Genomic DNA, 21864 nt, shown 5'->3' with positions numbered 1-21864 from the left:
TTTATTTTTAAGGTTAATTTTTTTATTTGTTTTGTTGTTAAGCACAAAGGTCGGAGCGAGTCCGACCTTTTGCGTTAATTACTTTACCTTAATGTATTTTTCGATAATCACCCGGTCTACCCCTGCTTTTTCTACCTTCTCAATGCCTTTCTGAATCAAAGTATCTTTATGGATAGCGAGTTTAAACTTAAAAGTTTTGCCTTCCCAGTCTTTGTTTTTATAGTATTCTAAATGCTCGGTATAATCATCTTTATCCAATACATAACTTCCTCCACCAGCATCAAAACTGCTGGTATCTTTAGGATTAAGGCTATGTTTTAAAAATGCAAAATGTGTATCGTTAAACATCTTGATCATTTTCAGCTTGCCGGAATAATCCGTTGTTTGGCTAGTTCCATTTTCGATGGTTGTAGCCGATAATAATTGCCAGGTACCCTGAATATCAAGGTCTGAACCTTTTTTGCCTGCATCTTTGTTAACACAAGAAAATAATGAAAATACTGCCAATAGCATTAAAATGTTTCTCATAAATGGGATGTATTAATTTGGTTATTATTTGTTTTAAATATTTATCCCCTGCCAGCCATTTTGATCAGCTTGTGTGCGAGGTCTTTCCCTAAGTAACCATCAATTATGGCATGTACGATATATAAAATCGGGGTCATTAAAATAGCCACAATAAATTTATAGGTATATCCTACTAAGCCAATGGCAAAAACTTGTTGCCAGCTATAATGGTATTGAGGATTTATATAAAATGCAATAAAAATCACCACAAAACTATCAATAAACTGAGAGACTAAAGTAGAACCTGTAGCGCGTAACCAAAGTGCCCGCTCTCCTGTTATTTTTTTTATCTTATGGAAGATCAATACATCAACCATTTGCCCGATAATAAAGGCCGTGATCGAACCTACAATGATCCACATCCCTTGCCCGAATATCCCTGCAAATGCATTATTCATATTGAGGTCTTCTCCGTTTATATTTTGATGCACCCAGAAATCAGCGGCAGTTAAATGCATCGATCCCCAAACCACCAGAAAGGCAAATGCAATTAATATGGCGGTAAGAATAGACAAGAACCGAACTTGTTTAACACCAAAATATTCATTTATAATATCCGTCATGATGAAAATAATCGGCCAGGTTAATACTCCTGCCGACATTACAAAGGACAGATGCGGAACACCCAATAAATTTATATCGAACTTTTTAAAGCCCAGCGTTTCTTCAACACTGAACAATTTAACTCCAATAAACTCTGATAATATAGCGTTTGCTACAAAAAAGCTACCCAGAATGAGCAGTAAACGGCTTTCTTTTGTCTTAAAAGTCATAGACTATAAATCTAGAAATAAATAGCAGATTTAGTATAACAATCATCGTATTTTTAACTGAGATAACACAAAGATTACGCAGCCACCCGCTTTAATCGTTCAATAATAAAATATGATTTTTACAATCGTTCGACGGTAAAAATAGGTTAACAAATTAAATCTCCCAATCTTTGCGCTAACAAAATCTGGTAATCTTCATGGCTAAAAAACAACACTTCTATCTCATACTTATTTTAGGTTCGTTGGCGGCACTTGGTCCCTTCTCTATTGATATGTACCTACCTGGTTTTGTTGATATTGCAAAAGATCTAAGAAGTAATGAATCAACTGTAGCCCTATCATTATCAAGCTTTTTTATCGGGATTTCTGCCGGTCAGTTATTGTATGGTCCACTCTTAGATAAATTTGGGAGAAAGAAACCGTTATATTTTGGCCTAGCGCTTTATATCCTTGCCTCTTTTCTTTGTTTGGCTGTAACTGATGTTAACCAATTAATTGTTTTACGTTTTGTGCAGGCCATTGGAAGTTGTGCCACTGCTGTAGCGTCTGTTGCCATGGTACGGGATCTTTTTTCGGTGGAAGAAAGCCCAAAAGTATTTGCTTCCTTAATGTTGGTGATCGCGGTTTCGCCTATGCTTGCCCCAACCGCGGGCGGCTACTTAATTTCTGCCCTGGGCTGGAAATATGTGTTTGTATTTTTAGGATTGATGGCCGTTTTAATGCTCCTGGCTTCAATTTTCAAGCTACCGGAGAGTTATAAACCCGATCCGAATTACTCTTTAAAACCAAAGCCTATTTTAACCAATTTCTTTACCGTTTTAAAAGAGCCTCAATTTTACACCTATGCGCTGATCAGCTCGATTACTTTTTCGGGATTATTCGCCTATGTATCTTCGTCGCCGCAGGTATTTATGAAAATATATGAGGTAAGTAAAACAGGCTACGGCTGGATCTTTGCACTGCTTTCCGTATCATTTATTGGATCGAGCCAAGTGAACAGCTTGATACTAAAATGGTTTACCAGCAAAAATATTGTAACCTACGCACTTATTGCACAATGTATTTTTAGTTTAATCTTTTTGGTTTTCGCCTTAAATAACTGGTTAAATTTATATTCTACCATTGGCTTTATCGCCTTATTTTTGGCCTGCTTAGGTTTAATTAACCCAAATGCAGCTGCCTTGTCGCTCGCTCCATTTACCAAGAATGCAGGTAGTGCATCGGCCTTAATGGGTGCCTTACAAATGGGATTGGGCGCGCTGGCCTCGGTAATGGTAAGTTTATTTAGCGAACACTCGGTTGTGCCTATGCCTTTGGTAATGACAGCAGCTGCATTTATTGCTTTAGGCTGTTTGTTAATCGGTAGAAGGTTTATCACCACTGAAGTGGAGGCATCGCCTGATGCGGCTGTTGCAGCGCATTAATATCATTATACCACAAAGACACCAAGAACACAAAGAGATAATCTCAATGGCCTTAGTGTCTTTGTGGTTAACTTATGGTACAAATAACTTGTAAATCAAATAGCAAATAACTGTACCTACTGCCGCGATGATGAAGCCGCTTAATCGTTTCTTTTTAATAAAACAGATTAAGATAATTCCTGAAATAGATACCAACGTCATCAGCACGGCAGAAATGTCGATAATCCACGACCAGGCCTTACCAGAATCTCTTCCTTTGTGCAAGTCGTTAATCACAGCCACAGCACCAAATCTGGTAGTGGTTAATTCATATTTTCCGGTTTCACGGTCTATAAAGGAATCGGCCAGGTAGCCTGGGCCGTTAAAGGTTAAGCTCAGTTCTCTATCATCGATTCTAAAATCGCTCAATGCGCCTTTAACCTCATGTTTACCTCTAAAAAACTCAACAATTTGTAACTTGTTGATCTTATTGGTATCTGGTTGGTTTACCCATTTTAAACTTACTGATCCAGAATCTTTAGTAACCACTTCCTTACCGGAAGTAAACCAATCAGCATGATTTAAGGTTAAACCCGATACAGCAAAGAATAGCAGAATCGTAAAACTCACCATCGATAAATAAATATGCAACCAGCGTGATAAACCGGCTAAACGCTTTTTACCCTTACCTTTTCCGTTATCTTTTTTAACCTGTTTTTTGCCCAGGCCGCTAGGTGCAACCGTTATCTTATTTTTTTGCGGTTCCGATTTTTCTGTAGTCAAGAGATGCTGATGTTAGTTCTGTATTTGGCGTTAATTCTATTTTTTTTGCTGAGCCGGTAAATTTCATTTCTTTTGCAATCACCTGATAAGTTCCATGTTCACGGGCTACTTCAATAAAAACGGTGTAAGTTCCTGCTTTTACCAATTTACCAGTATTGTCTTTTCCATCCCATGATAAGCTGTATTTACCTGGTCCGCGTGTTGCAGAGCTTGTTGAACTCAATTTTCCTTCTGCTCCTTTTTTAAACTCATCGCCATTGGCACGGCTCCACGATTTTAAATCTGGCAACCAACGTGGTTTGTTATACCAAATAGCCAGATTACGTACAGGTGTTTTAGCTGCATCTTCAATCCATATTGCTACAAATGGGCGACGGACACGTTTACCATCTGTAGATTCTATATTGGCAATTTCTAAGTTTACTACTAATTCATATTTAGTATTCCAAAGTTTATCCGCTTTACTTGCTTTATCTAAAACAATAGCCGGCTTATTTAAAGCAAGTTCGTAATTAGCCCATTCTTTGCTTCTAATTTCTTTGCCATCTTTAGTGATTAACAAGTAGGCGATGTCATTCCTAGTCGCAGTCAATGCCTCAATCTCAGCAATAGAAAGCACATTAAAAGAAGTAGCCAAAGCACCTGCTTCACTCGCATCAGGGCCAATAACCGTTGCACTGATTATTTCTGAAGCAGGTTTTCCAGTACGTGGATCAACAATATGCGAATACCATTTTCCATTTACATTAAAACCCCTGCGGTAATTACCACTGGTTGCCACGGCCATATTAGATACTTTAATTGTTGTTAGTGCGGCATCGTTTTCGGCATCAGCTTTAGGGTTTGCTATTTCGATAGCTTCTGGCTGATTTCCTTTAATTACCATATCGCCACCGATATTCACAACCACGTTTTCAATTCCCGGGCTTTGAAGCGCTTTCTCAGCAGCTTTATTAATGATATAACTTTTTGCAAAAGAATTTAATGCCAATGGTGCATCATCTAAACGGGTAACCGTTTTATCCTGTTCGTTTAAAATGTAGTGTTTTTGTTTAACCAAAGTAACTGCATGCGCCAATGCTTCAGCCGATGGTAAACGATCTTCGGCAGCTGCTTTTTTCCAAACATCACCTATTAGTTTAGCTGATGCATCAAGCGCGCCATTGGTTAATACTTTATAATTTTCAAACTGTTTTAAAACTTCGAACAAATCTGCCGAAACTTTGGTGGTTTGTTTACCGTTGTTCCTCCATTTACTAAACTCGCTGTCAGCTTTATAAGCACTTAAAATATCATCTAACCTATCTATTTCGTTTAATGCACGCGCTTCGGCTAAATCTGCATCGGCCTGATTGGTTGTTTTAAATTTTAATTCTAACGATGTGCCCAATACATTTTCGTAGTTGGAAACAAAAGTTCTTAAAGCTTTTTTCGGGCTAACAAATGCAGATGCACTTATTAGCAGTAAAAAGGCAGCGGTTAAGTGTTTAAACTTCATATTTAATGAATAATTGAGATTTTAAGATGCAAAGAAAGGGGTTTATCTGGATTAATTTTAAATAAGCAGAAATATATTTGAAATAATACAAAATTTCGGGACTAAAATTCATCGACAACCGTCTGTTTAATACGCTGGTTATTGACGTTAATTTAACACTAGGGTTTAATGATTCTTAAAATTTTCTCTTTACGCAGAATTGCAATCGCACAATCAAGTAGCGGGGCTTTTGGCATGGGGTTTTACGCTTTAAGCTTTTTTTTCCTATTTTCGCTTATAAGATGCTTAATATACAATCTAAACTTCCTGGCGTAAGTACCACCATTTTTTCGGTGATGAGTAAACTTGCCGCAGAACACAATGCCATTAATCTTTCTCAGGGATTTCCTGACTATGCCTGCGATCCAAAACTAGTTGAATTGGTAAACAAAGCCATGCAAGATGGTTATAATCAATATGCTCCGATGCCTGGTTCTACTTTTTTAAAAGAAACCATAGCAGAAAAAGTAGAAAAACTATATAACATAAAATATAATCCTGAAACGGAAATTACGGTTACAGCAGGTGGAACGCAAGCTATTTTTACAGCATTGGCCGCCATTATCAATGCGGGTGATGAAGTTATCATTTTCGAGCCAGCCTATGATAGTTATGCACCTACCATTAAACTTTTAGGAGGCCTGGTTAAAACCTACGAGCTTGCCCCGCCGAGTTATGCCATTGACTGGGATATGGTTAAGAAATTGTTTACGGCCAAAACCAGAATGATCATCTTAAATACACCACAAAACCCAACGGGTAGTATTTTATCTTCAGATGATATGAAATCGCTTATTAAACTGATTACAGGAACCGATATTTTAATCTTGAGTGACGAAGTTTATGAACATCTAATTTACGATGAACAAAAACACCAAAGTGTAATGCTTTATCCTGAATTAAAGCAAAGAAGTTTTATTGTAGCCTCCTTTGGTAAGCTCTTACATGCTACTGGCTGGAAACTGGGTTACTGTTTGGCACCAGAGAAACTAACCAAAGAATTTAGGAAGGTACACCAATTTAATGTTTTCAGCGTTAATAGTCCCATGCAGCAAGCTATTGCCGATTATATTAAAGAACCAAAAAATTATACTGAAATAGGTACATTCTTTCAACAAAAAAGAGATTATTTCAGAAGTCTTTTAGCTGAAAGCCGTTTTAAGCTTTTACCTTGCAACGGTTCGTATTTTCAATGCGCAAGCTACAGCGGTATCAGCGATGAAAAAGACACCGATTTTAGCATGAGGCTGATCAAGGAATTTGGCGTGGCCACCATTCCGGTTTCTGCATTTTACCAAAAAGCAACCGATCATAAAATTATCAGGTTTTGCTTCGCTAAAGAAAACGCAACACTTGCCTTAGCGGCAGAGAAATTAAAAAACGTTTAACCAGACTAAACCTATATACAATGGAAACACCTGTGTACACTCAAATAGAAAATCTGAAAGTAACTGTCTTTCAGGCCTATCTTTTTTGGGAAAACATTGAGAAAAACCTTTTGAATCTGGCACTTAGATTATCGATGGGTGTAAGGGAGAAAACCGATATTATTATTTTACCCGAAATGTTTAACACAGGTTTTAGCATGAATTCTGAAGCCTTAGCCGAAGAAATGGGTGGGAAAACAATGCAGTGGATGCAAAAAATGGCATATCAGTACAACTGCGTAGTTACAGGAAGCATCATTATAAAAGAAAACAATCAATATTTTAACCGCTTGATCTGGATGGAACCAGATGGCAAAAACCAGCATTACGATAAGCGCCATTTGTTTGGCATGGGTGATGAAGATCACCACTTTAGTCCGGGTAAAGAAAAACTTATTGTCGAACTTAAAGGATGGAAAATCAGATTAGCCATTTGTTACGATTTGCGTTTTCCGGTTTGGTTACGCAATGTAGATCAGGAATACGATATCTTACTCTTAGTTGCCAACTGGCCTGATAAACGATCGGCACATTGGAAAGCATTAATTCCGGCCAGGGCAATAGAAAACCAAAGTTATGTTATTGCCGTAAACCGCGTTGGGCATGATGGAAATCAGATTTACCACAGTGGATTATCCATGTGCTTAGATCCTTATGGTAATACCGTTTATTATAAGCCGGAAGACGAAGATTTATATACATTCAGTATCAATTACGAAGAACTGGTTAAAATTAGAAGGCAATTTCCATTTTTAAAGGATGCAGATCGGTTTACCATTAGTTAAATCAAGAATAAATATTCCAATACAATAATCAAACTGGAGCGATCGGTTCAACAATTTAGCAGTCACAACAATGTAGCAATTGACAAATAGTGATCGATACATCTAAACGATTTAAACAATTAACCATCACAAACAATAACCACACACATGTTTAACCGCCGCAAATTTATAAAAGCATCTGCCCTGTCGGCTGGATTGCTGGCCATTGATAAAAGTAGTATTGCTAATGTAATTCCGCATAAAGAAACAAAAGCAGAAAATTTCCCGATTGTAATTTCTACCTGGGATTTTGGAATTGCGGCTAATGCTGATGCATGGAAGGTATTATCAACCGGTGGACGTGCCTTAGATGCTGTAGAGCAAGGCGTTTGGGTACCCGAGGCTGATGAGAACAACCAATCTGTTGGCTATGGTGGTTTGCCAGATCGCGATGGACATGTTACCCTCGATGCCTGTATTATGGATGAACTCGGTAACTGTGGCGCCGTTTTAGCACTCGAACATATTAAACACCCTATCTCGGTTGCGCGTAAAGTGATGGAAAAAACGCCGCACGTAATGTTGGCTGGCGATGGTGCTTTGCAGTTTGCCTTGGAACAGGGTTTTAAAAAAGAAAACTTACTTACTCCTGCCAGCGAAAAAGCCTGGAAAGAATGGTTAAAAACGGCGAAATATGCACCTGTAATGAACATCGAAAATAAGCTCTACCAGAAAGCTGCCCCGCAAAAACTTCCGGGAAACCAATATAATCATGATACCATTGGCATGCTCGCCATTGATGCTAAAGGAAACATTTCTGGTGCCTGTACAACCAGTGGCATGGCCTATAAATTACATGGAAGAATTGGTGATAGTCCGATTATAGGCGCCGGCCTTTACGTAGACAATGAAGTTGGTGGTGCAACTTCAACAGGTGTAGGTGAAGAGGTGGTCAGAAACGTTGGATCTTTCTTGGTGGTAGAATTAATGCGTCAGGGCTATGCTCCCGAAGCCGCCTGTAAAGAAGCGGTAATGCGTATCATTAAAAAGAAACCTGAAACTGCCAAAAACATACAGGTAGGGTTTTTAGCGATCAACAAAAAAGGCGAGTATGGTGCTTATGCCATCCAAAAAGGTTTTAGCTATGCCGTTTGCAATGCAGAAAAACAAGATCTTTTAATCAAAGGCAAAAGCTATTATTAATATGTTGAATTTTCCCAAACGATTAACAAAAATGAAACGGTAAATGGGATTATTATCTAAAATTTTCGGAAAGAAAAATGTTGCCGAGCGCGAGGGTGAGCCAGATATGGTTTATGTGCCGAGCGAAGATGAACGCATGAACTGGGCGATCGAAAAAGCCAATTTAACCCTTTGCTATTTCGAAGAAAGTTTAAAAAACAAACAACCTTACCAAAACTATTTTTCTATTAAAGTGCTCATTACCGATGGTGATGAAGGCGAACATATTTGGTTAACAGACCCAAATTTTGACGATGAAGGAAACTTATTTGGTACCGTTGGAAACGAACCGGTAAATATTCGTTCCGTAAAATTTAATCAAAAAATCGGCATAAAGCGCGATTTAATCTCTGATTGGATGATTATTGAAAACGGGAGGTTAATTGGCGGTTATACCATACGGGCCATTAGGGATGGCGTTGCAGAAAAAGAGAAAGCAGCATTTGACAATAGCATAGGTTTATATATTGATGAGGGCGTTGATCATTTTAAAGCCAATCTCGAAACACCGGAAGGTGCGATTCTGGCTATTGAAAAAGCCTACAACAATAAAGATATTGATGCTGCCATAGCCTGTAAAGATTTTTTTGAAGAAGCTAAATCCTTACTTTCTGTGATGACAATGGAGATTGATCAGAATATCATCAACGAAACAGCCGAGGTGCTTAAACTATCTTTTATCAACAATATAGAAGAACATGGTTTTCCTGATTTTTCCACGATCCAAAATGCTTTTCCGGAACGTAAAAAAGTTGACGAAACCCACTGGGTAATTACAGAGGTATGCTGGTATCCGGATGGCGGAAAATCAGTGCAGTTACTTAACACCTACAAATCGCCAAAGGGATGGGTGGTTTTAGGGCCAGCAGGGCCACAGGAATAATTTAAATTAATAAATCTAATATCATGAGTGAAGTGGCAATTGGTTGCTTAGAAGTATGTGCTAATTCCTATCAATCGGCATTGGCTGCGCAAAATGGTGGAGCAAAAAGAGTGGAGCTTTGTGATAACCTGGCAGAAGGTGGTACCACACCAAGTTATGCTCAAATTGCCCTGGCTAAGAAAAACCTATCCATCGAAGTTTGGCCAATTATCCGTCCGCGCGGAGGCGATTTTCTATATTCCGAAATTGAATTTGAGTTAATGAAAGAAGATATAAAAATCTGCAGATCATTAAATTGTGAAGGTATAGTTACCGGAATACTTAAAGCAGATGGCACTATCGATAAAGAAAGATGCGCTGAACTGATTGAGTTGGCCAAACCTATGGAGGTAGCTTTCCACAGGGCATTTGATATGAGCAACGATATGGATCAGGCATTGGAAGATTTAATCGCACTCAAAATAAAAAGGGTACTTACCTCTGGAGGTGCTTCTTCTGCAATTCTGGGGGCAGAAAAACTGGCACAGCTTGTAGAAAATGCCAATGGCCGGATTACCATCATGCCTGGTGCAGGTATAAATGAAAACAATATCAAAAACCTGATTAATCAAACAGGTGCCACGCAATTTCATGCTTCAGCAAAGGAATTTGTGCCAAGTAAAATGGAATACAGAAATACGGAAACCAAAATGGGCAGTATTGAGGACGAATATCGATACGAACTCACTTCCGAAATAAAAGTAAGGGCTTTGGTAGATGGTATAAATAGTTTTATAAATCATTAATTTCAAACCATCGTCTATTTAAAGCACAAGCTGTACTGATTTCATATCAGTAGCGAAATACCTGAAATTACAGGCTGCGAGGTATCGTCATTGCGAAGCCGATTTTTCATCGGATGAAGCAATCTTTCTTGCTGCGATAAGATTGCTTCGTCGTTCCTCCTCGCAATGACGCCCAATTTTTAAACTTAATAGCGTCTTTATTTATAACGGAGACTGCAAGTGGCTTTATACAAGCCTCTGTTCCATAAACCCGGTAAAAGCGGCAGCCTCCGATCCTTTATCGGAGCTATAGCGAATAACGGGACTGCTGTTCCCGAAGCATTACTGAACACTCATTTTCTAAAAAAACCTAATCGTAAAATACTTATGTACCATTCAATACTTTGAACTGCGTTTACATTTTATTATCCATTTTATCTAGTTGTTCGTATTTCAGTATGTAAACCCAGGAACAAAAACTGTATACATTCCATTAATATTCAAGTAATTAGTTTATATTTAATCAAACCAATAAACTAATTATCATGAAAAAATTATCATCCCTGATTATGGCGACCTTACTTTTTGCAGCATGTGAAAATAAGAAAGCTAAAACTACTGATATGGCAGTAGCAGCAGATAGTACCAAGTATCCGTATACGATTAAGCAGGTGCAAAACTGGGAAATGAACCCAGATACAAAAAATGCCGTAACCGCAATGACCCTTATTAAAACATTCGAAAGTTTAGATACAGCCAGTATGAGCAAGGTGCTTGCCGACAGTGTGGCCTTAGATCTGGATGGTTACAAATTTAAAGGGACAAAAACCCAGCTCATGAAAGAATTACAGGGCGAATTCGACAAAATGAAAGGCTTTAAAATCGACATGCAAGACATGGAATCGGTTGTTAATAAAGATAAAAGCGAAGAATGGGTAAGCCTGTGGTACAACCAGGTTTCTACAACGAAAGAAGGTAAAACCGATACAGTAGCTTTATTTAATGATATTAAATTGAAAAACGGAAAGGTGGTAAGACTGTCTGAATATGTTCAGCATCCAATGAAGAAGTAGCTTAAAAAAAGAAGCTTTATCATAAATATTGATTATCATCCTGAAGGATAGTTTGTTGCAAAAGAATCAATATAAATGACAGACGGATAAAGTAGGTGTATGGTTTAAAGTATCGTCATTTGACCGCAGTGTTCCAAAGGAACTCCTTCGGAGGAGAAATCTTTTAAATTTCATTTCAATAACTTGGTACAAAGATCTCCCCATTTCGCTGCGCTACAGTCGGGATGACGACCATTCTTTGGAACCTGTCATTTGTAGGGATAATTTATTGCAAAAGAATCAATATAATTGAGACGGTTTTAAGAGAATGAATAACCTCGGGCTATCGTCATTGCGAGAAGGCTCTTTCAGCCGACGAAGCAGTCTTTATGGCAGGATCAATAGCATGAAAGATTGCTTCGTCGTTCCTCCTCGCAATGACGGCATTTTTGGAATCTGTCAATGGTAGCCAGTCGAAAGACTAGATTAAATAGCCTTGGCAGGGTGTTTCGACTACTTGCCCAATTCATCGGGAAGCTCAACATAAGACAACCTGAAGAAAAATTACTTTTATGATACCACCGCTTTTTCTCTATAGCTTATTTATCCCCACTTCCAGGAACATAATGCAAACCTGGTGTAAGGTAATGAAGCAAAATAACCCTCGAATAGCGGTAATTAATTGGAGATAATAATAAAACACCTGTTAAGATTAAACCTACATAATACCACAGGTTTTCGTAAATCAAGGCTAGACCCAAGACATAAGATGCTACACCAATGGTAATGATTTCTGCAACGTTCATAGCATAACTTACAAACATTGCCACATAGAAAAAGCCCGGCTCGCGCTCAAATTTTAAGTTGCAATGCGGACAGTTAATATTCGTTTTTTGTAATCTGAAAGAATAAGCGCTCCCCGTAAAGATATCTCCTTTGCGGCAACGTGGGCACTTACACTGTACAAAAGCTTGAAATTTGGATAACTCAGCCATAATCTTCTAATTTAACACCACAAAGATAAGTCCAAAATTAAATACTAATTATGATCTACATCATGTTTGACGATTGGTTTGTTAGTTCATTAGTCATTTGTTCATTGGTCACTGCACCTTGCTCATTAATGCTTTCTTAATAATTCTAAACCTTTACTATTTTCCCTTTAATGGTTTTGATCAGGCTTTTTTCGGCTAGTATTTTAGTGCCACGAATAACTGTTTCTACCCTTAAACCAGTCATATCGGCTAATTCTTGCCGCGTTACCTTTAAATTTTCACCCACAGCAATATCGCCGAGAAGGTAATTGATAATCGTTAACAATCGATGCTCTGCTTTTTCGCTCGCCAATTCTTCCAGCATCATCGATTTATAAAAAAGGCGGTTACTTAACGTACGGATCAGGTCCATGCTAAAATCGGGTTCGTTTTTGATCAAATCAAAGAAATCTTCTTTATTTACAGCAATAATCTGCGAATCTTTATTGGTGATGGTAAAAGCTAAATAAGGCCGGTCGATCAATAATGCAGGTTCGCCAAAATACTGCCCTGATTTAAAAACCCCTTGAATAAATTCCTTTCCTTCATCGCTAACGGTAACCATTCTTACCTCACCTGATTTGATAAAATACACATAGCGTGGATGCATACCGGGCTCGTAAACAACCGAATCTTCCGGGTAGCTTTTGAGTTTTAAACCTTTATCAATCAGTTTTTGGAAGTTCATCATAACCTAGGCCAATAAGTACTTAAGGAGGTCTGTAAAGATCTTAAAGATTATTTTCGATATAATTATATGTCACTTGTCATTCTGAACGAAGTGAAGAATCCTAGCCAATAAAACACCTAACCTAAAGTTACCTAGCTAACAAAGTCAATAGATCATAAAAGCATCTTTAATATCTTACAGATTCTTCATTGCATTCAGAATGACAAAATTGACGAAGACTACCCTAAAGTCTCCTTCATTAAACGGGTGTAAAACTCTTTCAGTGTAATACCCATTGCCGCTACCTGTTGTGGGATAAAACTGGTTGCTGTTTGCCCAGGAATGGTATTGATTTCGATAAAATAAAATTTACCAGTTCCTTCTTCCAGGAAATAATCAACACGTACCACTCCCCTGCAATTTAATTTCTTATATACATCCTTTACCACCTGTTGTACGCGACTTACCTCTTCTTCATTCATTCTTCCTGGTGTAATTTCTTCAGTTGCACCTGGCGTGTATTTGGCTTCGAAATCAAAAAATTCATTTGCCGGAATCACTTCTGTGGTTGGCAAAACAATAATTTTTCCTTCAGCGCCAAAAATGCCTATCGAAAACTCTCTACCACTAACAAACTCCTCAATTAAAATCTGATCATCTTCTTTAAAAGCCTTTTCTAAAGCACTTTCCAAGTCATCGGCATGTTTTACCTTACTCATACCAATGCTACTGCCCCCACTATTTGGTTTAACAAAATAAGGCAATCTTAGATCTTGCTTAATTTGATTTAAATTATAGTTGCCACCTTTAAATATCTGAACAGATTTTGCGGTGTACAGGTTATCAATGCCTTCTACAACCGCTTTGGTATAACCTTTATTCATCGTAATTGACGAAGTTAGTGCATCGCAGGCCGTGTATCGGATACCTAACATATCAAAATAGCCCTGTAATTTCCCATCCTCGCCAGGCGAACCATGAATAGCAATAAAAACGCCGTCGAACTTAATTTTTCTTCCTTCAAGCGTTAAGGAAAAATCATTTTTATCAATTTCAATTTTAACAGAATCAGCAGGCTCATAAAACCAGCCCTTTTCGTTCAGCATAATCTTATACACATCGTATAAATCGGGGTCGATATTTTGAGCAATAGTGGCTGCGCTTTTCACCGAAACAACCCATTCGCCTGTGGTACCGCCTGTTAACAATGCTATCGTTTTCTTCATGTTAAAAATCCTTTTATAAATAGAAATTGAATATAAATATATCCTCAAAAATATAAATATCTTTGTGCTTTAGTAACAATGAAGGAGAGAATTTATTGAATGATTGAATGAGGAAATGGATTCTATAATTCAATCAATCATTAAAATAGTTACATTTGAGCTTGTACGCATAACCCAAATTAAGATTCATGTCTAAATTTATAGATTATTTAAAAACCAAATCGTTTAGAAACAATATTTTAGCTGCAATAATAACTGTTGTTGTGCTTCTACTGGTTGCTTTTTTTAGTTTAAGATATTATACCAAACACGGACAGGGCTTAAATGTACCCATGGTAAAAGGCTTATCTTTTGAACAGGCAGTTAAGAAACTCGAAGATGCCGGATTAAAATATGAAGTAGATTCTGTTTTTATTATGGATCAACCTGCAGGAATTGTAATTGATCAGGATCCTGATCCCAATACTTTTGTAAAAGATAACCGTACCATATACTTAACCATTAACGCAGGTAAAACACCGAATACAAAATTCCCTGATATAGCGTTTAAGACCTTAAGAGAAGCACAGGCTATAATTGAAAGCTCGAGATTAAAACTCGGCGATACAACCTATAAGCCAGATGTAAGCCGCGATGTGGTTTTAGAAGCTTCATTTGGCGGCCAGCCAATAGCAGTCGGACAGGTTGTGCCTGTTGGCTCCAGGATTAACCTGGTATTGGGCGATGGACGTGGAAACGAAGAAGTAGATATTCCACAACTCATGGGATTAACGATGGATGAAGCGAAATTTAGCCTGAGAGGTTCGAACCTGAGTTTAGGTACTATTATTTACGATGGCCCTATTACCGATAGTGCTGCTGCCATTATTATTAAACAGGATCCTATGTTGGTTGATTCGTTAACCAAAGTGGCTATAGGCACAAAGATTAACATTACCCTATCTAACAAACAACAATAAACACGTATCATATTTACAGATGACTGAAGTAGAAAAAAAGAACATGAGTACAGGCAAAAAAGTGGCAATCGTGATTGCGCTTGTTGTTATTTTAATTGCTGGTTACTTTGCATTAAATATTTACAGGCTTTACTTTGCCCCCAACGTTACCGAAAATCAAAAATATCTATACATCAAAACCGGAAGCAGCTACGATGATCTGATCGCAGAAATTAAAAAGAAAGATCTGGTAAAGAGTATCTCATCTTTTACTGCAGCTGCCGGAAAAATGAATTTAGCTACAAGCGTTAAACCCGGACGTTACCGTTTAACCAAAGGAATGACCAACCGCAGTTTAATTAACTTAATTAAAGCCGGAAATCAAGATCCGGTTAAATTGAAATTCCATAATATCCGCAAGAAAGAAAACTTCGCTGCATATCTGGCCAGCAATCTGGAAGCCGATTCGTTAAGCTTTATCAATGTTTTAGATTCTACGGCGCTGATTAGCAAATATGGTTTTAACCAGGATAATGTGTATGCCATGTTTATTCCGAACACTTACGAAATGTACTGGAATATTTCGCCGGTTGATTTTTTTGAGCGCATGCATAAGGAATATGATAAATTCTGGACAGCCGACCGCAAGCAAAAAGCAGCAAGTTTAAACCTGACTCCGGTACAGGTATATACCCTGGCTTCTATAGTGGATGCAGAGGCGCTTTACGATAAAGAAATGCCCATTATAGCAGGCTTGTACTTAAACCGTTTAAACAAAGGCATATTGTTACAGGCCGATCCAACGGTGATTTTTGCAAACAACGACTTTACCGTTAAAAGAGTAACCGGAAAATTATTACAGGTACAATCGCTTTACAATACTTATAAATATGCTGGCTTGCCTCCAGGCCCCATTATGATGCCAAGTATTAATGCAATTGATGCTGTACTAAACCGCGATAACAACAATTACATTTACATGTGTGCCAAAGAAGATTTTTCCGGCTACCACAACTTTGCTGAAAATAAAGCACAGCACGAAATCAATGCAAAGAAATATCGTGAAGCTTTAAACAAAAGAAACATTTTTAAATAATGTATAGCCACAGTACAAAAATCAGGGTTCGATATGGCGAAACCGATCAGATGGGTTATATGTATTACGGCAATTATGCACAGTACTACGAAGTAGGCAGGGTAGAAATGTTACGCAGTTTGGGCATGAGCTATAGCTCGATGGAAGCTGATGGGATTATGATGCCTGTTTTGGAGTTAAAATGCAAATATATTAAACCTGCCCTATATGATCAGGAAATTACGGTAAAAACAATCATCAAAACCTTACCGGGCATCAGGATCTTTTTCGAGTACGAGTTGTATAACGAAAAAGAAGAGCTGATCAACATTGGGGCCACTACGCTGGTTTTCGTTGATATGAAGAAAAATAAACCTACAAATCCACCCGAAAATTTTATGAAAAAACTATCGGTGTTTTTTAATTAATAATACAATGGAATGGTTACATAGGCAATTATTACATCTTAAACTCTATTCTAGATTTATCGAATGGACTAAGGGATGTGTTTTGCCTGGTTTTAGCCCACTTCCATTGTATACTGTAGCTACATTTTTCTTTCGTGAAATTGGCAAAGATGCTTTGGTAAACAAATCATCATCATTAGCTTATAGTTTCATGCTGGCTATCTTCCCAGGCATTATCTTCTTATTTACGTTAATTCCTTTTATACCGATTAAAGGCTTCCAGGATCAGCTGTTAAACTTAATACAGCTTGTACTCCCACACAATGCTTTTGATGCTTTTGAAACCACATTGAAAGACATCATAAAAAACCAGAACAGGGGCTTATTATCTTTCGGTTTTTTATCGGCCATATTTTTTGCCACCAATGGAGTTAAAAACTTAATGAAGGCTTTTAATAAATCATCATTGATTATCGAAACCAGGGGTTGGTTAAAACAACGCTTAATTGCACTGGTATTAACTACGATTATTTGTTTTTCCATTATCATCTGCATCAGCGCCATGACTCTGGGAGAAGTTTTACTGAATAAGATCACAAACGAACTCCACATCAAAGGTAGTTTCCTGGCCTTTGCCGTACAGTTTACCCAGTGGGCACTACTGGCTATTTTATATTTTTTAACGGTATCTATCTTATATCGATACGGGCCAGCACATTCTAAAAAATGGCGTTTCTTTAGTGCAGGTTCTTGGCTGGCTACCATTTTAGCTTTCCTTACCATTTGGGGTTTTTCTTTCTACATTAACCATTTTGCTTCATACAACAAAGTCTATGGCTCTATCGGAACATTAATCGTAGTCATGATCTGGCTTTACCTTAATTCTTTGATTTTATTGATCGGTTTTGAACTGAATGCGAGTGTTGATGTAAGCAAAAGAAGTGTGAAGATCATCCGTCCAACCTTTAATTTGTTCAAAAAATCGGAGCCAATTGAAGAAAATATACAGAAGAAATAATTTTTTCTCCCTCTGTGTTAAGTAATTATCAAGTTTATATAAAAAAAAAGCATTCATAGTTTGCAGATTTAACCGGAGTTCGTACTTTTGCCTCCGGAAAGCTGGCAGAGTGGTCGAATGCGGCAGTCTTGAAAACTGTTGACTGTAACAGGTCCGGGGGTTCGAATCCCTCGCTTTCCGCCGAAAAGAAAAATGGGTCTTATTAAGGCCCATTTTTTTTATGTCCAAAAAAAATGGCTAATTCATGGCTATTTTAATGTCGAGAGACATAAAAGCAGGCTTTAAAGCATAATGGAAGATTGGGTTCGATTCCCTTCCTCTCTGCAAAAACAAAAAAGAAGATCTCTTCTTAGTGCGGAAAAGCTTATAAAGCCTACAATGGTAGTAACTAAGAATTATAACCATGACTGAAGATTCAAAAATAGATTACAACTAAAGACCTTAAGGCTGGAAATTATCTTATCAAGTTAGGGCAAGTGCTGGAAATTGATAATGATTCTGATTTTTACCGCGTATAAGTCACAAAACACAATGAAAAACAGGTATATAAATTTTTACCAGGCGAAATGCTACTGATAATTGAGCATAAAATAGTCGACAGTCCTACGGAATTCCTTTTGTCTTCTAAAGTAAGAGATATCCTGAAGCGGATGTTTACAACCACACGCCTTGAAGTTGAAGTAAAAAACAAGCGGCCGCATCAACTACAACAAGATTAAAATGTAATAAATTTTATGGATAACTACTGATTAATCTTATTCAATACTTTTTGAAAAGCTCATCGACTTTGTTGATTGCTGGTTCAAGAAATTCATCATTGTCATAACTACAAACAAAAACGGCAGTAGCATTACACCACTGCCGCCGCTATTAATTCAATTCTGCTTACAATAAATCACCCATTCCGAAGACCGTCAATCCTTTGGCAAACTGTTCGGCTACAGCCTGATTAGCGGCTTCAATATACTGGCCTGTGATGGGGTCGACGACCGTACGTAATGGCCGGGTGCCTTTCGGAGTACCGATCAGTTTTACGATGGCGTCAGCAACGTCCTGCGGGTTAGGGGTCTTCGCTTGCATCTCTCCGCCCAGTGTGGCTACCATTTTGTTGGGAATATCGGCAATGTCGCCGTACCCTTCAAATACACCCTGGTCAGATGCGGGGTTGTTCTTTTGCTGCATTTCGGTAGGAAAAGCGCCCGGCTCAACAATAGCCACATCAATGCCTAAACGCTTGACCTCGTAGTGGAGGCCTTCACTTATTCCCTCTAGTGCAAATTTCGAGGCTGCATACATGGTAGCAAACGGGAACGACACCCGTCCAAAACCGCTGGTCACATTAATGATCAGTCCGTCGGCCTGCTTACGCATGGCGGGCAGCACCTGTTTGATCAGTCGCCAGGGGGCATAAACGTTGATATCAAATGTAGTGTGCACGTCGGCCGTAGTAAAGCTCTCGGCTACACCATTCATGCTGTAACCGGCGTTGTTCACCAGCACATCAATAGTGCCTTCTTTGGCTAGAATGGTGTCAACGGCCTGCTTCACGCTCTGGTCGTCAGTTAAGGTAACATCTAAAACGGTTAAATTCTCTACGGCCGCAAGTGCAGCCGCTTTATCGGCATTACGGCCTTGGGTATCGCGCATCGTGGCGTATACCTTGTATCCTAAAGCAGCTACGCTGTGGGCGGTAAGCCAGCCAAAACCAGTATTTGTTCCAGTTATCAGTACAATTTTTTTGCTCATCTTTATTATTATTTAATGACTATGCAAATATTGAAAACAGTAACACAAAAACATTTACCAAATGGTAAAAAATGCCTTTAATGGATACTACGGCGTATACGGCTTAACGATTGCTGGGTAACGCCCAGGTAAGAGGCCACATAGGAAAGCGGAATGCGGTTAATGAGGTTCGGGAAAGCTTTAATGAAGGATAGGTAACGCGTAGTAGCGTCTTCTGATATCAGCGGACTGCGCCGCTCCATGGCCAGCGTAAGGCATTTTTTCACCATCTTTGCCTTCATCATTTCCCATCCCACAATGGTATTGGATATCTCATCCCAATCCTTTTTATTAAAAACAAGCACTTTGCAGTCGGTAACAGCCTGTACATATTCCGAGGCCGCCATCTGCGATTCGAACTTTTCGTTATCGACTACAAAATTGCCTTCGTCCACAAAATAATTGGTGATCTCTTCGCTCTTGTTGTTATAATAACAAAAGCGGAACACACCTTCCACCACAAAGGCCACATAACGGGGGATTTTTCCGGCTTCCGACAGGTATTCGTGTTTTTTGAATTCCAGCATTTCAACCTTGCTCAGCAAAAATTCGATCTGCTGTTTGTTCAGGTCACCAAATTGCAGGATAAGATTAATCATCGCTTCCATGATGTAAAGATAGTGTATAGCGTAAAGCAGTAAATTACCATTTGGTAAAAAAATGAGATGGGCCGGTCAAATCGAATAAGTCATTAGAGCAGGTTTTCCTGCACCGCCTGATTGACAGTTTGGGCTTTTCAAGCAAAATCTCTTTGAAAATATTTCGTTATTTTGGATTAGAGTTTTTGCAGTAATTAAGCTAAAACATATAAAATGAAATATATTATCATCTCCCACTTCTACTACTTTTTTTTCGCAAGAGAAACATATTAAAAAAGAAAAGTGGCATTGGAATAACAACAAAATAAAACAAGATACAATTGCAGGTTATTGTCAGGTTCTAAAAGTAGATAATGTCCTATATATTTCGGGCGCCGTAACAACTGATATTGAAGAAATGAAAAAGCTCAACTATGTCAGGAAAAAGTTTTATTATAATGACTTTCCTGCTGCTACCTGGTTGCAGATACAGAGATTGTATATGGCAAAGGCAAAATTGGAAGTTGAGTTGATAGCACACTTGCCTAAATAATATTAACCTACGGCTGCGATTGCGCTATATCTGTAACCGGAAAAAGTAAGTGATTTCTGTTATTGTATACCCGTATCGTGACAGTTGGTAAGTTATATTTATTAGCTATTATCAATAAAGTTTGGCTTGCGCTACGGTTTTTCGATTTCATAATATCAAGTTTTATCTAGCTAAATTTTGAAAACCTGTTTTCAATATCTGTTATCCATTTCACTCTTTTTTCCTGACTGACTGCTTTTACCATATTATAGCTTATCCATTTAAGATTTTTGTAACCCATAGTTTTGAAGACACTTTTTATCATTGCTTTCTTAATTAAATTTCCAATGATTAAGGAATACATGATTTTGGGCTTGTTCATCGTAGTGATGACAGTTACACCTTTAAGATTTTTTAAAAGTGGTATTAATCCAAAACCTCTGGGATGATGGTCATAGACAACTCCGGGGGTGAGTACCCTGTCAACGAATCCTTTAGTCATTGCAGGCATCAAATCCCACCAGATCGGGAAAATGAAAATCAGGTGGTCTGCCTTTTCCAAACGTTCGTTATAGGCTATTACCTGTGGGTCAACAGGCTTGTGTTCCACAAAGGCCTTTAAATCTGCCTTTGACATTACCGGATTAAATCTATCATTATCAAGATGCATCAGGTCAACTTCATGATTTGCATCTTTAAGACCGCTGGTTACAGCATTTAAAATTGCATTACCAAAGCTACCCTCATAGGGATGGTTAAATACTATTACTACTTTCATTCTCTGCTTTGCTTATTTTTATACTGCAAAATTGAGAAGTAGTAAATACCTGAACGATAACAATTGTAAAGAAATCAGTATTTTATCGTCTGTTTCGTATCCTACTTAATGAAACAGAAGTAATGCCTAAATAGGATGCGATATAATGTTGTGGGATGCGCTGGATAATATGGGGGTGTTCTTCAGCAAGCTCTTTGTAGCGTTGCTGGGGGTTATTTTTAAGATAGGAATAGAAAGTTTTCTGAGATTGCAAAAGGCGTTTGAATAAATGCTCCTGCATTTTCTCTTTCAATTGAGGCGAATTTTCCAAAGTGTTTAGAAATTCTTGTTGTGTAATCGTCTGTAAGATACAAGGCTCTATGCTTTCAATGCTATACAAGCTTGGCTGATTTGCCATGAAACTTTCAATGGAAGAAATCTTGCCGCCCTCAAAGAAAAACTGAGTAGTAATTTCTCTGCCGTCATTATTGACCCAGGTCCGAAGACAGCCTTTTTCAATAAAGAACATTGTCCTGGAAATTTGTCCCTCACGTAAAAGAATCGTTTTGGCAGGGACTTCCTGCCGTTTAAAAAAATGTTTGAAAGTGTCCCACTCGTTTGTCATTGTGTACAGTTGATTTAGGATTGC

At 38.1% G+C, this 21864-nt stretch carries 22 protein-coding genes and 1 tRNA gene; 12 read left to right on the top strand and 11 right to left on the bottom strand.

What is annotated here, in order from left to right:
* Window positions 1-78: 78 nt before the first annotated feature.
* Together LQ227_RS14585 and LQ227_RS14580 are read right to left on the bottom strand one after the other, a co-directional pair.
* Window positions 79-528, bottom strand: coding sequence for a hypothetical protein (locus LQ227_RS14585; RefSeq protein ID WP_230140733.1), 450 nt, complete (start codon window positions 526-528; stop codon window positions 79-81).
* A gap of 41 nt (window positions 529-569) precedes the next feature.
* On the bottom strand, window positions 570-1340 hold the full coding sequence (locus LQ227_RS14580; protein WP_230140731.1) for a queuosine precursor transporter: 771 nt from the start codon (window positions 1338-1340) through the stop codon (window positions 570-572).
* A gap of 197 nt (window positions 1341-1537) precedes the next feature.
* Here LQ227_RS14580 and LQ227_RS14575 point away from each other — a divergent pair, with 197 nt between their 5' ends.
* Window positions 1538-2764, top strand: a complete 1227-nt coding sequence (locus LQ227_RS14575) for a multidrug effflux MFS transporter (protein ID WP_230140729.1) — start codon at window positions 1538-1540, stop codon at window positions 2762-2764.
* A gap of 72 nt (window positions 2765-2836) precedes the next feature.
* Here the strand turns inward: LQ227_RS14575 and LQ227_RS14570 are convergent, their stop codons facing one another.
* Together LQ227_RS14570 and LQ227_RS14565 are read right to left on the bottom strand one after the other, a co-directional pair.
* Window positions 2837-3526, bottom strand: a complete 690-nt coding sequence (locus LQ227_RS14570) for a PepSY-associated TM helix domain-containing protein (RefSeq protein ID WP_230140727.1) — start codon at window positions 3524-3526, stop codon at window positions 2837-2839.
* A complete protein-coding gene (locus LQ227_RS14565; protein WP_230149780.1) occupies window positions 3492-5024 on the bottom strand; it encodes a DUF2271 domain-containing protein in 1533 nt (510 codons plus the stop codon). The genes LQ227_RS14570 and LQ227_RS14565 overlap by 35 nt, the downstream gene beginning before the upstream one ends.
* A gap of 281 nt (window positions 5025-5305) precedes the next feature.
* Between LQ227_RS14565 and LQ227_RS14560 the strand changes: the two genes are divergently transcribed.
* The 6 genes from LQ227_RS14560 (at window position 5306) to LQ227_RS14535 (ending at window position 11216) form a co-directional block, all read left to right on the top strand.
* The gene (locus tag LQ227_RS14560) at window positions 5306-6451 is read left to right on the top strand and encodes a methionine aminotransferase (RefSeq protein ID WP_230149778.1); all 1146 of its coding nucleotides are present in this window, start codon (window positions 5306-5308) and stop codon (window positions 6449-6451) included.
* A 20-nt stretch (window positions 6452-6471) separates the two neighbouring features.
* Complete coding sequence (locus LQ227_RS14555) at window positions 6472-7275, top strand: nitrilase family protein (RefSeq protein WP_230140720.1); 804 nt, start codon at window positions 6472-6474, stop codon at window positions 7273-7275.
* A 147-nt stretch (window positions 7276-7422) separates the two neighbouring features.
* The gene (locus LQ227_RS14550; RefSeq protein ID WP_230140716.1) at window positions 7423-8457 is read left to right on the top strand and encodes a N(4)-(beta-N-acetylglucosaminyl)-L-asparaginase; all 1035 of its coding nucleotides are present in this window, start codon (window positions 7423-7425) and stop codon (window positions 8455-8457) included.
* A gap of 43 nt (window positions 8458-8500) precedes the next feature.
* Window positions 8501-9379 (top strand): YegJ family protein, encoded by an 879-nt coding sequence (locus tag LQ227_RS14545; protein WP_230149776.1) that lies wholly within the window; start codon window positions 8501-8503, stop codon window positions 9377-9379.
* A gap of 23 nt (window positions 9380-9402) precedes the next feature.
* Window positions 9403-10164 (top strand): copper homeostasis protein CutC, encoded by a 762-nt coding sequence (locus LQ227_RS14540; protein WP_230140713.1) that lies wholly within the window; start codon window positions 9403-9405, stop codon window positions 10162-10164.
* A 524-nt stretch (window positions 10165-10688) separates the two neighbouring features.
* A complete protein-coding gene (locus LQ227_RS14535; protein ID WP_230149774.1) occupies window positions 10689-11216 on the top strand; it encodes a hypothetical protein in 528 nt (175 codons plus the stop codon).
* A 578-nt stretch (window positions 11217-11794) separates the two neighbouring features.
* Here LQ227_RS14535 and LQ227_RS14530 read toward each other — a convergent pair.
* From LQ227_RS14530 to LQ227_RS14520, 3 genes are all read right to left on the bottom strand, one after another.
* A complete protein-coding gene (locus tag LQ227_RS14530; protein ID WP_230149772.1) occupies window positions 11795-12190 on the bottom strand; it encodes a DUF983 domain-containing protein in 396 nt (131 codons plus the stop codon).
* A 145-nt stretch (window positions 12191-12335) separates the two neighbouring features.
* On the bottom strand, window positions 12336-12920 hold the full coding sequence (locus tag LQ227_RS14525; RefSeq protein ID WP_230149770.1) for a Crp/Fnr family transcriptional regulator: 585 nt from the start codon (window positions 12918-12920) through the stop codon (window positions 12336-12338).
* Window positions 12921-13138: 218 nt separating this feature from the next.
* Window positions 13139-14125, bottom strand: a complete 987-nt coding sequence (locus tag LQ227_RS14520) for a D-alanine--D-alanine ligase (protein ID WP_230140704.1) — start codon at window positions 14123-14125, stop codon at window positions 13139-13141.
* A gap of 188 nt (window positions 14126-14313) precedes the next feature.
* Here LQ227_RS14520 and LQ227_RS14515 point away from each other — a divergent pair, with 188 nt between their 5' ends.
* From LQ227_RS14515 to LQ227_RS14495, 5 genes are all read left to right on the top strand, one after another.
* On the top strand, window positions 14314-15084 hold the full coding sequence (locus LQ227_RS14515; RefSeq protein WP_230140703.1) for a PASTA domain-containing protein: 771 nt from the start codon (window positions 14314-14316) through the stop codon (window positions 15082-15084).
* 19 nt (window positions 15085-15103) lie between these two features.
* Window positions 15104-16159, top strand: coding sequence for an endolytic transglycosylase MltG (mltG, locus tag LQ227_RS14510; RefSeq protein WP_230149768.1), 1056 nt, complete (start codon window positions 15104-15106; stop codon window positions 16157-16159).
* Complete coding sequence (locus tag LQ227_RS14505) at window positions 16159-16566, top strand: thioesterase family protein (protein WP_230149767.1); 408 nt, start codon at window positions 16159-16161, stop codon at window positions 16564-16566. The genes mltG and LQ227_RS14505 overlap by 1 nt, the downstream gene beginning before the upstream one ends.
* Window positions 16567-16573: 7 nt before the next feature.
* Window positions 16574-17563: a YihY/virulence factor BrkB family protein gene (locus LQ227_RS14500; protein ID WP_131029826.1), complete on the top strand. Its 990-nt coding sequence runs from the start codon at window positions 16574-16576 to the stop codon at window positions 17561-17563.
* A 95-nt stretch (window positions 17564-17658) separates the two neighbouring features.
* Window positions 17659-17743: transfer RNA gene (locus tag LQ227_RS14495), tRNA-Ser, on the top strand.
* A gap of 705 nt (window positions 17744-18448) precedes the next feature.
* Here the strand turns inward: LQ227_RS14495 and LQ227_RS14490 are convergent.
* From LQ227_RS14490 to LQ227_RS14475, 4 genes are all read right to left on the bottom strand, one after another.
* Entirely contained in the window at window positions 18449-19309 is an 861-nt protein-coding gene (locus LQ227_RS14490; RefSeq protein ID WP_230149765.1) for an SDR family oxidoreductase, read from the bottom strand.
* Window positions 19310-19386: 77 nt separating this feature from the next.
* Entirely contained in the window at window positions 19387-19956 is a 570-nt protein-coding gene (locus LQ227_RS14485) for a Crp/Fnr family transcriptional regulator (protein WP_230140690.1), read from the bottom strand.
* Window positions 19957-20645: 689 nt separating this feature from the next.
* Window positions 20646-21236, bottom strand: a complete 591-nt coding sequence (locus LQ227_RS14480) for an NAD(P)H-dependent oxidoreductase (RefSeq protein ID WP_230140689.1) — start codon at window positions 21234-21236, stop codon at window positions 20646-20648.
* Window positions 21237-21318: 82 nt separating this feature from the next.
* Complete coding sequence (locus LQ227_RS14475) at window positions 21319-21840, bottom strand: Crp/Fnr family transcriptional regulator (protein WP_230140686.1); 522 nt, start codon at window positions 21838-21840, stop codon at window positions 21319-21321.
* Between the last annotated feature and the right edge of the window lie 24 nt (window positions 21841-21864).

Origin of the sequence: Pedobacter sp. Bi27, from assembly GCF_918698255.1 — a bacterium.
Classification (GTDB): domain Bacteria; phylum Bacteroidota; class Bacteroidia; order Sphingobacteriales; family Sphingobacteriaceae; genus Pedobacter.
Note: the sequence above shows the minus strand (reverse complement) of the source record. Positions and strands in the feature narration are given on the sequence as shown.